Raw genomic sequence first — 13,764 nt, 5'->3', positions numbered from 1 at the left:
AGAAGATGAAAGTTGTACTGTATACAAAAAATGATTGCGGCCTTTGCGTGAAGGCGAAACAAGTTTTACAGGAAGTACAATGTGAATATTCTTTTCAAATCGAGGAAATAGATATATATGAAGATAATGACCTTTTAGAAAAATATCATCTAATGATTCCGGTTGTAGAAATAGACGGAAAACAAGTAGAATATGGTAACATTCACAAAGGTGTCATAATAAACTATATAAAGAATGCAGTTAAGAGTTGAATAAGTTTCTATCTCCTGTTACAATAATACACGTAGCAGGGATTATTTTTTTAACCTATGTGGGACACAAAATGTCACTACGGGACGTAAAGTGACCATGGAGGAAAAATGAACCGATGTAGTGAGGAGAAAAGATATGCGCTCATGGATTCAGAACACAAAAAAATTATTACCTGATCTGCTACCTGTTATGCAAACGAGAATGCAAATTCTTCAATACATTAGGCTCATGCAGCCGATTGGAAGAAGAAACTTATCAGCAAGTCTCGGTATGACAGAACGAGTATTGCGAAGTGAAGTTCAAGTTTTGAAAGAACAAAACTTAGTTCACGTCGCTTCTTCTGGAATGACATTGACAGAAGAAGGAACAGCTTTAGTTCTTGCTTTGGAAGACTTTATGAAAGAAATTTCCGGGTTAAAGGTTTTAGAAAAGCAACTTAAGGAAACATTAGACTTGGATGAAGTTTTCGTTGTCCCTGGTGATAGTGATGAATCGCCTTGGGTCAAACTGGAGATGGGCCGTGCTTGTGTGACTTGTATAAAAGACCGTCTGACAGCGAATAATATCGTTGCTGTGGCTGGAGGAACTACGCTAGCTGCTGTTGCGGACATGATGCAGCTTGATTGCAAAGATTTACATATGCTATTTGTCCCAGCACGTGGTGGAATTGGAGAAGGCGTCGAGTTAGAAGCCAATACTATTTGTGCCAAGATGGCGCAAAATACGATGAGTAATTATCGCTTATTGTATGTTCCAGACCATGTTAGCAGCGAAGCATATGCGTCTATTGTGACAGAGCCTTCCGTGAAAGAAGTTCTTGAGTTGATTCGATCTTCCAATATCGTCATTCATGGAATAGGTGATGCGTTAACAATGGCACGTCGCAGAAATACTTCAGAAGCAGATTGGTTAAAGATTCAGGCAAGCGAAGCAGTTGGCGAAGCTTTCGGTTACTACTTTAATGAACAAGGAAATGTTGTTCATAAAGTAAGAACAGTTGGTATGCAACTTGAGGATTTACAAAATGTATCTCACGTTGTTGCAGTCGCTGGAGGTTCTTCAAAGGCAAAGGCAATACAGGCTGTAATTAAACAAGGGCACACTTCAATTCTAATTACAGATGAAGGTGCAGCAAAACAGTTAACAAAGGGTATTACCCTTTAATATAATCCCCCAAGGAGGAAATTCAAATGACTAAAATTGGTATTAATGGATTTGGACGTATCGGACGTAACGTATTCCGCGCAGCTCTTAACAACTCTGAGGTAGAAGTAGTAGCAATCAACGACTTAACAGATGCTAAAACATTAGCTCACCTTTTAAAATATGACACAGTTCACGGAACTTTAAATGCAGAAGTATCTGCTAACGAAAACAGCATCGTTGTTAACGGTAAAGAAATTAAAGTTATCGCTGAGCGTGACCCAGCTCAATTACCATGGAGCGACTACGGAGTAGAAGTAGTAGTAGAATCTACTGGCCGTTTCACTAAAAAATCAGACGCTGAAAAACACTTAGGTGGATCAGTTAAGAAAGTTATCATCTCAGCTCCAGCTTCTGACGAAGATATCACTGTAGTTATGGGTGTTAACCACGAACAATACGATGCAGCTAACCACAACGTAGTATCTAACGCTTCTTGTACTACAAACTGTTTAGCTCCATTCGCTAAAGTATTAAACGAAAAATTCGGCGTAAAACGCGGAATGATGACAACAATTCACTCTTACACTAACGACCAACAAATCTTAGACTTACCACACAAAGATTTACGTCGTGCTCGTGCAGCAGCTGAAAACATGATCCCAACATCTACTGGTGCAGCTAAAGCTGTAGCATTAGTATTACCAGAACTTAAAGGTAAATTAAACGGTGGCGCTGTACGTGTTCCAACTGCTAACGTTTCTCTAGTTGACCTAGTTGTTGAACTTGACAAAGAAGTAACAGTTGAAGAAGTAAATGCAGCATTCAAAGCAGCAGCTGAAGGCGAATTAAAAGGTATCCTTGGATACAGCGAAGAGCCATTAGTATCTATCGACTATAACGGATGTACAGCTTCTTCTACAATCGATGCATTATCTACAATGGTAATGGAAGGTAACATGGTTAAAGTACTTTCTTGGTACGATAACGAAACTGGTTACTCTAACCGCGTAGTAGACCTAGCAGCTTACATGACTTCTAAAGGTCTTTAATTCTTAATTATATAAGTTATCAATGACAAAACGAGGGAGAGGGTTTGTTCCCTCTCTCTCTTCTTTCGTTTTAAAAGCAAATGTGTTAAGCTTTTGAGTGGGTTTTGTCAATCCTAACTAGTAGTCGGAGGGAAATCCAATGAACAAAAAATCAATTCGTGACGTAGATTTAAAAGGTAAGCGTGTATTTTGCCGCGTTGACTTCAACGTACCTATGAAAGAAGGCAAAATTACAGATGAAACTCGTATCCGTGCAGCTCTTCCTACAATTCAATATTTAGTAGAGCAAGGTGCGAAAGTTATTTTAGCAAGCCACTTAGGCCGTCCAAAAGGTCAAGTAGTAGAAGAAATGCGTTTAACTCCAGTAGCAGCACGTTTAGGCGAGCTTCTTGGTAAAGACGTTAAAAAAGCAGACGAAGCATTCGGACCAGCTGTACAAGAAATGGTTGCAGCAATGAACGAAGGCGACGTATTAGTTCTTGAAAACGTACGTTTCTATGCGGGCGAAGAAAAGAACGATGCAGAACTTGCGAAAGAATTTGCAGCTCTTGCTGACATCTTCGTAAACGATGCATTCGGTGCAGCTCACCGTGCTCATGCTTCTACAGCAGGAATCGCAGACTACCTACCAGCAGTATCTGGTCTATTAATGGAAAAAGAGTTAGAAGTATTAGGTAAAGCACTTTCTAACCCAGAACGTCCATTCACAGCTATCATCGGTGGTGCGAAAGTAAAAGATAAAATCGGTGTAATTCGTCATCTATTAGACAAAGTAGATAACTTAATCATCGGTGGCGGACTTGCTTACACATTCGTTAAAGCTTTAGGTCATGAAATTGGTCTATCTCTATGTGAAGACGACAAGATTGAACTAGCTAAAGAATTTATGCAACTTGCAAAAGAAAAAGGCGTAAACTTCTACATGCCAGTTGATGTTGTAATCACTGAGGAATTCTCTGAAACTGCAACAACTAAAATCGTTGGTATCGACTCTATCCCTTCTAACTGGGAAGGCGTGGACATCGGTCCTAAAACACGTGAAATTTATGCAGATGTAATTAAAAACTCTAAGCTTGTTGTATGGAATGGACCAATGGGTGTATTCGAAATGACTCCATTCTCACAAGGTACAAAAGCAGTAGGACAAGCATTAGCAGATGCAGAAGGTACATACTCTGTTATCGGCGGTGGTGACTCTGCAGCAGCTGTTGAAAAATTCGGTATGGCTGATAAAATGAGCCACATTTCTACTGGCGGCGGTGCGTCATTAGAATTTATGGAAGGTAAAGAGCTTCCAGGTGTAGTTTGTCTTAACGACAAATAAGTAGCAGCCAAAGAAAAAGGACGGTGCAAAGCATGCGTAAACCAATTATCGCAGGTAACTGGAAAATGAATAAAACTCTATCTGAAGCAGTTAGCTTCGTAGAGGAAGTTAAAGGTCAAATCCCAGCAGCTTCAGCTGTTGATGCAGTAGTTTGCTCTCCAGCTCTATTCTTAGAGCGCCTTGTAGCAGCGACTGAAGGAACTGATTTACAAGTAGGTGCACAAAACATGCACTTCGAAAAAAATGGTGCATTCACTGGCGAAATTAGCCCAGTAGCACTTAGCGACTTAAAAGTAGGCTACGTAGTACTTGGCCACTCTGAGCGTCGTGAAATGTTTGCTGAAACAGATGAGTCAGTAAACAAAAAGACTATCGCAGCATTTGAACATGGTTTAACACCAATCGTATGTTGTGGTGAGACTTTAGAAGAGCGCGAAAGCGGAAAAACATTTGATCTAGTAGCAGGTCAAGTGACAAAAGCACTTGCAGGTTTAACAGAAGAGCAAGTTAAAGCAACTGTTATCGCTTATGAGCCAATCTGGGCTATCGGTACAGGTAAATCTTCTTCTTCTGCAGATGCAAACGAAGTATGTGCGCACATCCGTAAAGTTGTTGCAGAAGCTGTTTCTCCAGCTGCTGCAGAAGCTGTTCGTATTCAATACGGCGGTAGCGTAAAACCAGAAAACATTAAAGAGTACATGGCACAATCTGACATCGACGGCGCTTTAGTTGGCGGTGCTAGCTTAGAGCCTGCTTCGTTCTTAGGTCTTCTGGGGGCGGTAAAATGAGAAAGCCAACAGCTTTAATCATTCTTGACGGTTTCGGACTTCGTGAAGAAACTTACGGGAATGCTGTAGCACAAGCTAAGAAACCTAATTTTGATGGTTACTGGAACAAATTCCCTCACACAACGCTTACAGCTTGTGGCGAGGCAGTAGGTCTTCCAGAAGGTCAAATGGGTAACTCTGAGGTTGGTCACTTAAATATCGGTGCTGGCCGCATTGTATATCAAAGCTTAACACGCGTAAACGTTGCAATTCGTGAAGGTGAGTTCGATAAGAACGAAACGTTCCAAAGTGCAATTAAAAGCGTAAAAGAAAAAGGTACTGCACTTCATTTATTCGGTTTACTTTCTGACGGTGGTGTGCACAGTCACATGAACCACATGTTTGCTCTTCTTCGCTTAGCAGCTAAAGAAGGCGTTGAGAAAGTATACATTCATGCATTCTTAGATGGCCGCGATGTTGGACCAAAAACAGCACAAAGCTATATTGATGCAACAAATGAAGTAATTAAAGAAACAGGAGTAGGACAATTCGCGACTATCTCTGGTCGTTATTACTCCATGGACCGTGACAAGCGTTGGGATCGCGTAGAAAAATGTTACCGTGCTATGGTGAATGGTGAAGGACCTACTTATAAATCAGCGGAAGAGTGTGTAGAAGACTCTTATGCAAATGGTATCTATGATGAATTCGTATTGCCGTCTGTAATTGTTAACGAAGATAACACGCCAGTTGCAACAATCAATGATGATGATGCAGTTATCTTCTATAACTTCCGTCCAGACCGTGCAATTCAAATTGCTCGTGTATTTACAAACGAAGACTTCCGTGAGTTCGATCGTGGTGAAAAAGTACCTCACATTCCAGAATTCGTATGTATGACACACTTTAGTGAAACAGTAGATGGTTACGTGGCATTCAAGCCAATGAACCTTGATAACACTTTAGGTGAAGTTGTTGCGCAAGCGGGATTAAAGCAACTTCGCATTGCGGAAACTGAAAAGTATCCGCACGTTACATTCTTCTTTAGCGGTGGTCGTGAGGCTGAATTCCCAGGAGAAGAGCGTATCTTAATTAACTCACCGAAGGTTGCAACGTATGACTTGAAACCTGAAATGAGCATTTACGAAGTAACGGACGCTTTAGTAAATGAAATCGAAAATGATAAACATGATGTTATCATTCTTAACTTTGCGAACTGTGATATGGTTGGCCATTCTGGGATGATGGAACCAACAATTAAAGCAGTAGAAGCAACTGACGAATGTTTAGGAAAAGTTGTAGAAGCGATTCTTGCTAAAGATGGTGTAGCACTTATTACTGCTGACCATGGTAATGCTGACGAAGAATTAACTTCTGACGGAGAGCCAATGACAGCTCATACAACTAACCCGGTTCCTTTCATCGTTACTAAGAACGACGTAGAATTACGTGAAGGTGGTATCTTAGGTGATATCGCTCCAACTATGCTTACACTTCTTGGTGTTGAGCAACCGAAAGAAATGACAGGTAAAACAATTATTAAATAATTTGCTTATATAAAAAGGAGAGAATTTATTATGTCAACAATTATTGATGTTTATGCTCGCGAAGTCCTTGACTCTCGTGGTAACCCAACTGTAGAAGTAGAAGTTTACACAGAAAGCGGCGCTTTCGGACGCGCTATCGTACCAAGTGGTGCATCTACTGGTGAGCACGAAGCAGTAGAATTACGTGACGGTGACAAATCTCGTTACCTTGGTAAAGGTGTTGTTAACGCAGTAAACAACGTTAACGAAATTATCGCTCCAGAAATCGTTGGTTTCGACGTAACTGACCAAGCTGGTATCGACCGTGCTATGATCGAATTAGATGGCACTCCAAACAAAGGTAAACTAGGCGCTAACGCTATCCTTGGTGTATCTATGGCAGTAGCTCACGCAGCAGCTGATTTCGTAGGTCTTCCATTATACCGTTACCTTGGTGGATTCAATGCAAAACAATTACCAACTCCAATGATGAACATCATCAACGGTGGTTCTCACGCTGATAACAACGTAGACTTCCAAGAGTTCATGATCTTACCAGTTGGTGCTCCAACATTCAAAGAATCAATCCGTATGGGTGCTGAAGTATTCCATGCACTTAAAGCTGTATTACATGACAAAGGTCTTAACACTGCAGTAGGTGACGAAGGTGGATTCGCTCCAAACCTTGGTTCTAACCGTGAAGCATTAGAAGTAATCATCGAAGCTATCGAAAAAGCTGGTTACAAAGCTGGCGAGAACGTATTCTTAGGAATGGACGTTGCTTCTTCTGAGTTCTACAACAAAGAAACTGGTAAATATGACCTTGCAGGCGAAGGCCGTACTGGCTTAACTTCTGCAGAAATGGTTGATTTCTACGAAGAGCTTTGCAAAGACTTCCCAATCATCTCTATCGAAGATGGTTTAGACGAAAACGACTGGGATGGTCACAAATTATTAACTGAGCGTCTTGGAAGCAAAGTACAATTAGTTGGTGACGACTTATTCGTAACTAACACTCAAAAACTTGCTGAAGGTATCGAAAAAGGTATCTCTAACTCAATCTTAATTAAAGTTAACCAAATCGGTACTTTAACTGAGACTTTCGAAGCTATCGAAATGGCTAAACGTGCTGGTTACACAGCAGTTGTATCTCACCGTTCTGGTGAAACTGAAGATGCTACAATCGCTGACATCGCAGTTGCAACTAACGCTGGCCAAATCAAAACTGGTTCTATGAGCCGTACTGACCGTATTGCTAAGTACAACCAATTATTACGCATCGAAGACGAACTAGGCGAAATCGCTGTTTACGATGGTATCAAATCTTTCTACAACATCAAACGATAATTGTAGAAAATAACGACAGACCGTGAGAAATCACGGTCTGTTTTTTTATGCTAAAATTGCTCACCCGTCATAAGTGACATGAAATGTTTAAAGAAACGATTATAATTAAAATCAATTGCGATTTGATGACTTGGCCAATCCATAAATGGTTTAGAATTTCCTAAAGAACGAAATTCCCCTATGCTTGCTCCTTGTGCATAAGATTCGGTCATGACAACGATAGGTGATTTGTGATACGTAAACATAGAGTTATCAAGTAAAGCGAGTATTGGCATTGTGTCATGGAAGGGGCTACCCTTTAAATGTGGTAGAGCATTTTTATAATAGCCGTAGTAATAATGATCGAATAACGGTTTGACGAGTGGGGCTTTTCCTTTTGCTTCAATATATTCAGCCATTTCTGGTGTAATGATGGAATATTGGGTGACGTTTAATGGATAGATGTACATGTTAGGTGAGGATTGAAGGACTATATTAGCGGCAGCAGGATCGCCATAAAAGTTTGCTTCAGAAATAGGGGTAACATTACCAGGATGTAAAAAGGCACCGCCCATTACGTAGTAAGATTTAATTTGTTTCATTAACTGTTTGCACATGATAAATAAAATTGCTAGAGAGGTAAGTCTTCCTAAACTTACAATGATTAATTCATCTTTATACTGTTCAATAAGAGGAATCACTTCAAAGAAATTCTCCATCTCTCCGTTAGTCACATTCCCATTTGGAATAATTGGCCCAAGCCCTTGTTTCCCGTGTACTTCTGTAAAAAAAGCAGGCGGGGCACCAGTAAGAGGGCGTTCTGAACCACCGAATATCTTAATATTTCTATTCCTTGTTTCATTCTTAAGAAAATGAGCATTTTGTACGGCCATCTCTTTTGGAACATTACCGTAATCAGCAACAATACCGATGATTTCTATTTCATCGATAAAGAATGCTAAGAGGAGAGCCATCGTATCATCAATGCCAGGATCACAAAAAATAAGAATTTTTTTGGGCATATGTTCACCACCTATCTTGTTTATATATATGTAAGCTTAAAGGTAAAAAGATTATTTTATTGAAATAACAACCTTTAAAATTCAGAAAATAAAAACTTCTTATATTAGGTCAAGGTTTTTGACTTAATTTTCTCTTGGAAATGTAGTCATATCAAGGTTGTAAGCGTATAACATAGGTGTTTTTTGATGTCAAGTTGATAAATTGCAGCTTTTTACAATTTATACTATGATAAAGATATTAACAGAAGATCGTATAAACAAGAGGGATGATGAACATGAAATTTACAAAGATTCTTGTCCAAATTGCTGCTCTTTACGTTTTTTATATGGTTGGAACTTGGGTACAAGAAATGTTAAATATTCCGATCCCAGGAAGTTTGATTGGAATGTTCCTCTTACTTGTTTTACTTAGCCTAAAAGTTCTTCCAGTGAAATGGTTCGATTTAGGAGCAGAAACACTCGTTGCTATTATGCCGTTTTTATTAATTCCGCCAACGCTTGGCCTAATGAATTACGGTGCTTTTTTTATGAGTAAAGGAATTTCTCTTTTCATTACAGTTGTAGCGAGTACATTTTTAATCATTATTGTCGCAGGACATACAGGACAATATCTTGCGAATAGAAAGGAAAGAGAGTCGCGATGAGTCAAATATTAATCGGGATCGGTTGGGTTCTTTTTACGGTGCTATTATATCAATTATCTAAAAAAATCTATAAATTATTTCCAACACCATTCACCATTCCAATGCTTGTAGCAACAGGATTAATGGCTTTCCTATTTATCGTGCTTGATATACCGTATCAACATTATATGGAAAGTGGTGGTGGCTGGATTGCAAAGCTACTTGGACCCGGTGTTGTAGCATTTGCAATTCCTCTTTATAAACAACGCCACGTTCTTCAAAAATATGTTGTACCGATTGCCGGCGGGGTACTAGTAGGTACAACAGTTGCCATTGCAAGTGACTTTGCTATTGCGTCACTTATGGGAACAGATAAAAGCTTAATTTTATCTTCTTTACCAAAATCAGTGACAATGCCAGTTGCGATGAGTGTTTCAGAGCAAGTTGGTGGTGTACCGTCATTAACAGCAGCTTTCGTTGTTATTGCAGGTATTACTGGAACGATTACCGGCCCGCTTTTATTGAAATGGAGCCGCGTTACAAACTCAGTTGGTAAAGGGATCGGATTTGGATGTGCTTCTCATATTATGGGTGTGATGAGAGCGATGAAAAATAATGAACATGAAGGTGTTATTGGATCGGTAACAATGACATTAACAGCGATTTTGACATGTTTGCTCGGGCCGTTATTTGCAATGATGTTCATGTAGTAGAAGAAAAGCGAGAGCAACCTTATAGCTCTCGCTTTTCTATAGAATTTATGCTACAGTTACAATAACTGAATTTTTGTAGGAGGTACGCCAAGTGCATACGTTATTATCCGTTTTACTTATTATTGTATCGATTTTAATGATTGTTATGGTACTTATGCAGTCTAGTAATAGCTCAGGCCTTTCAGGTGCAATTTCAGGCGGTGCAGAGCAATTATTTGGTAAGCAAAAAGCACGTGGAATTGAAGCGGTATTAAACCGTATTACAATTGTTTTAGCTGTATTGTTCTTCGCATTAACAATTGGTGTTACGTACTTAAACTTATAGAATGGAAAGAAGAAGCGTTAGTAAGATGTACTAATGGTTCTTCTTTTTTTGTTTTGCCATTTGAAAGATGTTTCTAATTAGATTATAGAAATATAAATATGGTACACTAGATATAGAAAGAATACGACTAGATTACAGAAGAGAAAGAGGAGAAGTACATGATGAAATTAGCATCTCCGAAACCATTTACATTTGAGGGTGGAGACCGCGCTGTTTTATTACTACATGGATTCACAGGAAACTCAGCTGATGTACGCATGTTAGGGCGTTTCTTAGAAAAGAAAGGCTACACTTGTCATGCGCCAATTTATAAAGGGCACGGTGTACCACCAGAAGAACTTGTTCATACAGGTCCTGAAGATTGGTGGCAAGATGTAACGGAAGCATATCAGCTTTTAAAAGATAAAGGGTTTGAGAAAATTGCTGTCGTTGGATTGTCACTTGGCGGCGTATTTTCTCTAAAATTAGGTTATACAGTACCGGTTTTAGGTGTAGTGCCAATGTGTGCACCGATGTATATTAAGAGTGAAGAAACGATGTACCAAGGTATATTGGCATATGCCCGCGAATATAAAAAGCGTGAGCAAAAATCACCAGAGCAAATCGAACAAGAAATGTTGGAATTCCAAAAGACACCGATGAATACATTAAAAGCATTACAACAATTAATTGCTGACGTACGTAACAATGTGGACATGATTTATGCACCAACATTTGTTGTACAAGCGCGTCATGATGAAATGATTAATACAGATAGTGCGAACATTATTTATAACGGTGTAGAATCAACGTTAAAAGACATTAAATGGTATGAAGACTCTACGCATGTCATTACACTTGATAAGCAGCGTGACGAGCTACATGAGGATGTATATAACTTCTTGGAGCAACTAGATTGGTAAGATCTAGTTGCCTCTTTTTTTCATAAGGAATTTTTTGTGAAAACTGTAAAAATCATAAGGGGAGTATTGAAGTTTCGCTTTATACATCCCCTATCTTTCGGATACACTAAATAATATAAGGTTTTAAAGGAGGTATTTTTGCTTGGAAGAAATCATACAAGAACATATTGATAAGTTGTTATTATTTATGAGAGAAGAAGCGTATAAACCGCTAACGATACAAGAGTTAGAAGAGGCATTTGGGATTGAAGGTTCTGAGGGCTTTAAAGATTTCGTAAAGGCACTTGTAACGATGGAAGAAAAGGGACTTGTTATTCGTACTCGTAGCAACCGTTACGGTCTTCCTGAAAAGATGAATTTAATACGTGGTAAGTTAATTGGACATGCACGTGGCTTTGCGTTTGTTGTACCAGACGAGAAGAAAACAGGAGACGACGATCTTTTCATTCCGCCTACAGAATTAAACGGTGCGCTTCATGGTGATACAGTATTAGCACGCCTTAGTTCTCAATCGAGTGGTTCGCGTCAAGAAGGTTCCATTGTACGCATTTTAGAACGCGGAACGAAAGAACTAGTTGGTACATATACAGAATCGAAAAACTTTGGATTTGTTATACCTGATAATAAGCGCTGGACGAGTGACATTTTCGTATTGAAAAGCGCATCAATGGGCGCTGTAGAAGGTCATAAAGTAGTTGTGAAAATTACGAGCTATCCAGAGAATCGTTTAAGTGCAGAAGGTGAAGTTATTCAAATTCTAGGTCATAAAAATGACCCAGGAGTAGATATTTTATCTGTTATTCATAAACATCATTTACCTTTAGCATTCCCAGAGGAAGTGATGGAACACGCAAACAGTGTACCAGAAACGATTTCAGAGGAAGATTTAAAAGATCGCCGTGACCTACGTGACCAAATGATCGTAACGATTGACGGTGCAGACGCGAAAGATTTAGATGACGCTGTTACAGTAACGAAGCTTGAGAACGGTAACTATAAGCTTGGCGTTCACATTGCGGATGTAAGCCATTACGTTCAAGAAGGTTCTCCAATTGATGTAGAAGCAGCAGAAAGAGCGACGAGTGTGTATCTTGTTGACCGTGTAATCCCGATGATTCCGCATCGTCTATCTAACGGTATTTGTTCATTAAATCCGAAAGTAGACCGTCTGACGTTATCTTGTGAAATGGAAATCAACAATTTAGGTGACGTTGTAAAGCACGAGATTTTCCAAAGTGTAATTAAAACGACAGAGCGTATGACGTATGCTGACGTAAGAAGCATTTTAGAAGATGAGGACGAAGAATTAATTAAACGCTATGAGCCGCTCGTACCGATGTTTAAAGAGATGGGCCAATTGGCACAAATTTTACGTGAAAAACGTATGCGCCGCGGGGCAATCGACTTTGACTTTAAAGAAGCGAAAGTATTAGTAGATGAAGAAGGAAAACCGACAGACGTTGTTATGCGTGATCGTTCTGTATCAGAGAAGTTAATTGAAGAATTTATGCTTGTCGCGAACGAAACAGTAGCAGAGCACTTCCACTGGATGAACGTACCATTCATGTACCGTGTCCATGAAGATCCGAAAGAAGATAAGCTAGAGCGTTTCTTTGAGTTTGTAACGAACTTTGGATATGCGGTAAAAGGACGTGCAAATGAAGTACATCCTCGTGCGCTGCAACAAATTCTTGAAATGGTTCAAGGGCAGCCAGAAGAAGTAGTCATTTCGACAGTAATGCTTCGTTCTATGAAGCAAGCACGTTACGATGCAGAAAGTTTAGGTCACTTTGGTTTATCAACTGAGTTCTACACACATTTCACATCACCAATTCGTCGTTACCCAGATACGATTGTTCATCGATTAATTCGTGAATACATCATTAACGGTAAAGTCGATAATGAAACGCAAGCAAAATGGCGTGAAAAATTACCTGAGATTGCAGATCATTCTTCTAATATGGAACGCCGTGCTGTTGAAGCAGAACGTGAAACAGACGAAATGAAAAAAGCAGAGTATATGGTCGATAAGATTGGTGAAGAGTATGATGGTATGATTAGCTCTGTAACAAACTTCGGTTTATTCGTAGAGCTTCCAAATACAATTGAAGGTCTTGTACACGTTAGTTACTTAACGGATGATTACTATCGTTATGATGAGCAGCACTTCGCAATGATCGGCGAACGTACAGGTAACGTATTCCGCATTGGTGACGAAATTACAATTCGCGTTATTAACGTAAACAAAGACGAGCGTGCAATTGACTTTGAAATCGTTGGTATGAAAGGTACGCCTCGTCGTAAGTTCAAAGACCGCCCAGTCGTGATCGAACAGCCAAGAACAGGCAGAAAGAAACGCGGCGGACGTAGCGAACGCAGTAATGAGCGCGGCGGAGAACGTGGCACAGGAAGAAAATTTGATCGTGGTGGCAAAGGTAAAGGAAGAGGATCTGCATCCGCGTCCGCTAGCCAACCAGGGAAAAAAGATGGTAACGGCAAGAAGAAAAAAGCATTCTTCGAAAACGTACCAGGATTTAAGAAGAAAAAGAAAAAGCGTAAGTAAGAAAAGGATGGCTTCGCTTTGATAAAAAGCGGGGCTTTTTCTTTTTTCTTAGTGGCTGGAGAACGAGCCACTTCCGCTTTTTATGGAATCCAGCTACAGTGGCTAGAATGTTCGGCGGCTTCGCTTCTTCCCGAGAGGCAAAGAGCGCCTCAAGGTCAGAAGCTCCATCCACCTCACATTCTGAATGAGCCACTTTCGCTTTTTGTATAATCCAGCTACAGTGGCT

13 protein-coding genes are annotated in these 13,764 nt (G+C 39.8%); 12 read left to right on the top strand and 1 reads right to left on the bottom strand.

Features of this window, described 5'->3' with window-relative positions; translation table 11 throughout:
- The first annotated feature begins 5 nt into the window (after positions 1-5).
- The 7 genes from MR147_RS22045 (at position 6) to eno (ending at position 7,411) form a co-directional block, all read left to right on the top strand.
- On the top strand, positions 6-251 hold the full coding sequence (locus tag MR147_RS22045; protein WP_000869738.1) for a glutaredoxin family protein: 246 nt from the start codon (positions 6-8) through the stop codon (positions 249-251).
- 136 nt (positions 252-387) lie between these two features.
- The gene (gene cggR, locus MR147_RS22040) at positions 388-1,416 is read left to right on the top strand and encodes a gapA transcriptional regulator CggR (RefSeq protein ID WP_001258187.1); all 1,029 of its coding nucleotides are present in this window, start codon (positions 388-390) and stop codon (positions 1,414-1,416) included.
- Between the two features lie 26 nt (positions 1,417-1,442).
- Positions 1,443-2,447 (top strand): type I glyceraldehyde-3-phosphate dehydrogenase, encoded by a 1,005-nt coding sequence (gene gap, locus MR147_RS22035; protein ID WP_000161236.1) that lies wholly within the window; start codon positions 1,443-1,445, stop codon positions 2,445-2,447.
- Between the two features lie 139 nt (positions 2,448-2,586).
- On the top strand, positions 2,587-3,771 hold the full coding sequence (locus tag MR147_RS22030) for a phosphoglycerate kinase (RefSeq protein ID WP_001036349.1): 1,185 nt from the start codon (positions 2,587-2,589) through the stop codon (positions 3,769-3,771).
- 32 nt (positions 3,772-3,803) lie between these two features.
- Positions 3,804-4,559 (top strand): triose-phosphate isomerase, encoded by a 756-nt coding sequence (gene tpiA / locus MR147_RS22025; RefSeq protein WP_001231037.1) that lies wholly within the window; start codon positions 3,804-3,806, stop codon positions 4,557-4,559.
- A complete protein-coding gene (gpmI, locus tag MR147_RS22020; RefSeq protein ID WP_001231150.1) occupies positions 4,556-6,085 on the top strand; it encodes a 2,3-bisphosphoglycerate-independent phosphoglycerate mutase in 1,530 nt (509 codons plus the stop codon). The genes tpiA and gpmI overlap by 4 nt, the downstream gene beginning before the upstream one ends.
- Before the next feature lie 30 nt (positions 6,086-6,115).
- A complete protein-coding gene (gene eno / locus MR147_RS22015; RefSeq protein ID WP_000103957.1) occupies positions 6,116-7,411 on the top strand; it encodes a phosphopyruvate hydratase in 1,296 nt (431 codons plus the stop codon).
- A gap of 50 nt (positions 7,412-7,461) precedes the next feature.
- On the opposite strand, the gene MR147_RS22010 is transcribed toward eno, so the two are convergent.
- A complete protein-coding gene (locus tag MR147_RS22010) occupies positions 7,462-8,412 on the bottom strand; it encodes a nucleoside hydrolase (RefSeq protein WP_242304750.1) in 951 nt (316 codons plus the stop codon).
- A 275-nt stretch (positions 8,413-8,687) separates the two neighbouring features.
- On the opposite strand from MR147_RS22010, the gene MR147_RS22005 reads away from it, so the two are divergent.
- The 5 genes from MR147_RS22005 (at position 8,688) to rnr (ending at position 13,538) form a co-directional block, all read left to right on the top strand.
- Positions 8,688-9,056 carry a CidA/LrgA family holin-like protein gene (locus tag MR147_RS22005; RefSeq protein WP_000673222.1) on the top strand — a complete coding sequence of 123 codons (369 nt, stop codon included), beginning with the start codon at positions 8,688-8,690 and terminating at the stop codon, positions 9,054-9,056.
- Positions 9,053-9,745, top strand: a complete 693-nt coding sequence (locus MR147_RS22000; RefSeq protein WP_000078304.1) for an LrgB family protein — start codon at positions 9,053-9,055, stop codon at positions 9,743-9,745. Before MR147_RS22005 ends, MR147_RS22000 begins: the two co-directional genes overlap by 4 nt.
- Positions 9,746-9,839: 94 nt before the next feature.
- A complete protein-coding gene (gene secG / locus MR147_RS21995; RefSeq protein ID WP_000557262.1) occupies positions 9,840-10,073 on the top strand; it encodes a preprotein translocase subunit SecG in 234 nt (77 codons plus the stop codon).
- Between the two features lie 161 nt (positions 10,074-10,234).
- A complete protein-coding gene (gene estA, locus MR147_RS21990; protein ID WP_000761976.1) occupies positions 10,235-10,975 on the top strand; it encodes a carboxylesterase in 741 nt (246 codons plus the stop codon).
- 142 nt (positions 10,976-11,117) lie between these two features.
- Positions 11,118-13,538: a ribonuclease R gene (gene rnr, locus MR147_RS21985; RefSeq protein ID WP_242304749.1), complete on the top strand. Its 2,421-nt coding sequence runs from the start codon at positions 11,118-11,120 to the stop codon at positions 13,536-13,538.
- The last annotated feature ends 226 nt before the right edge of the window (positions 13,539-13,764 follow it).

The organism is Bacillus cereus group sp. BfR-BA-01350, from assembly GCF_022663775.1.
GTDB classification, from domain to species: Bacteria; Bacillota; Bacilli; order Bacillales; family Bacillaceae_G; genus Bacillus_A; species Bacillus_A paranthracis.
This window is presented reverse-complemented; position numbering and strand designations above follow the sequence as displayed.

Excerpts from the sequence above, each read along its gene's own strand:
- MR147_RS22005 (WP_000673222.1), top strand. The coding sequence starts at position 8,688 with ATGAAATTTACAAAGATTCTTGTCCAAATTGCTGCTCTTTACGTTTTT.
- MR147_RS22010 (WP_242304750.1), bottom strand. The coding sequence starts at position 8,412 with ATGCCCAAAAAAATTCTTATTTTTTGTGATCCTGGCATTGATGATACG.
- gap (WP_000161236.1), top strand. The coding sequence starts at position 1,443 with ATGACTAAAATTGGTATTAATGGATTTGGACGTATCGGACGTAACGTA.
- MR147_RS22030 (WP_001036349.1), top strand. The coding sequence starts at position 2,587 with ATGAACAAAAAATCAATTCGTGACGTAGATTTAAAAGGTAAGCGTGTA.
- tpiA (WP_001231037.1), top strand. The coding sequence starts at position 3,804 with ATGCGTAAACCAATTATCGCAGGTAACTGGAAAATGAATAAAACTCTA.
- estA (WP_000761976.1), top strand. The coding sequence starts at position 10,235 with ATGAAATTAGCATCTCCGAAACCATTTACATTTGAGGGTGGAGACCGC.
- cggR (WP_001258187.1), top strand. The coding sequence starts at position 388 with ATGCGCTCATGGATTCAGAACACAAAAAAATTATTACCTGATCTGCTA.
- MR147_RS22000 (WP_000078304.1), top strand. The coding sequence starts at position 9,053 with ATGAGTCAAATATTAATCGGGATCGGTTGGGTTCTTTTTACGGTGCTA.
- eno (WP_000103957.1), top strand. The coding sequence starts at position 6,116 with ATGTCAACAATTATTGATGTTTATGCTCGCGAAGTCCTTGACTCTCGT.
- MR147_RS22045 (WP_000869738.1), top strand. The coding sequence starts at position 6 with ATGAAAGTTGTACTGTATACAAAAAATGATTGCGGCCTTTGCGTGAAG.
- gpmI (WP_001231150.1), top strand. The coding sequence starts at position 4,556 with ATGAGAAAGCCAACAGCTTTAATCATTCTTGACGGTTTCGGACTTCGT.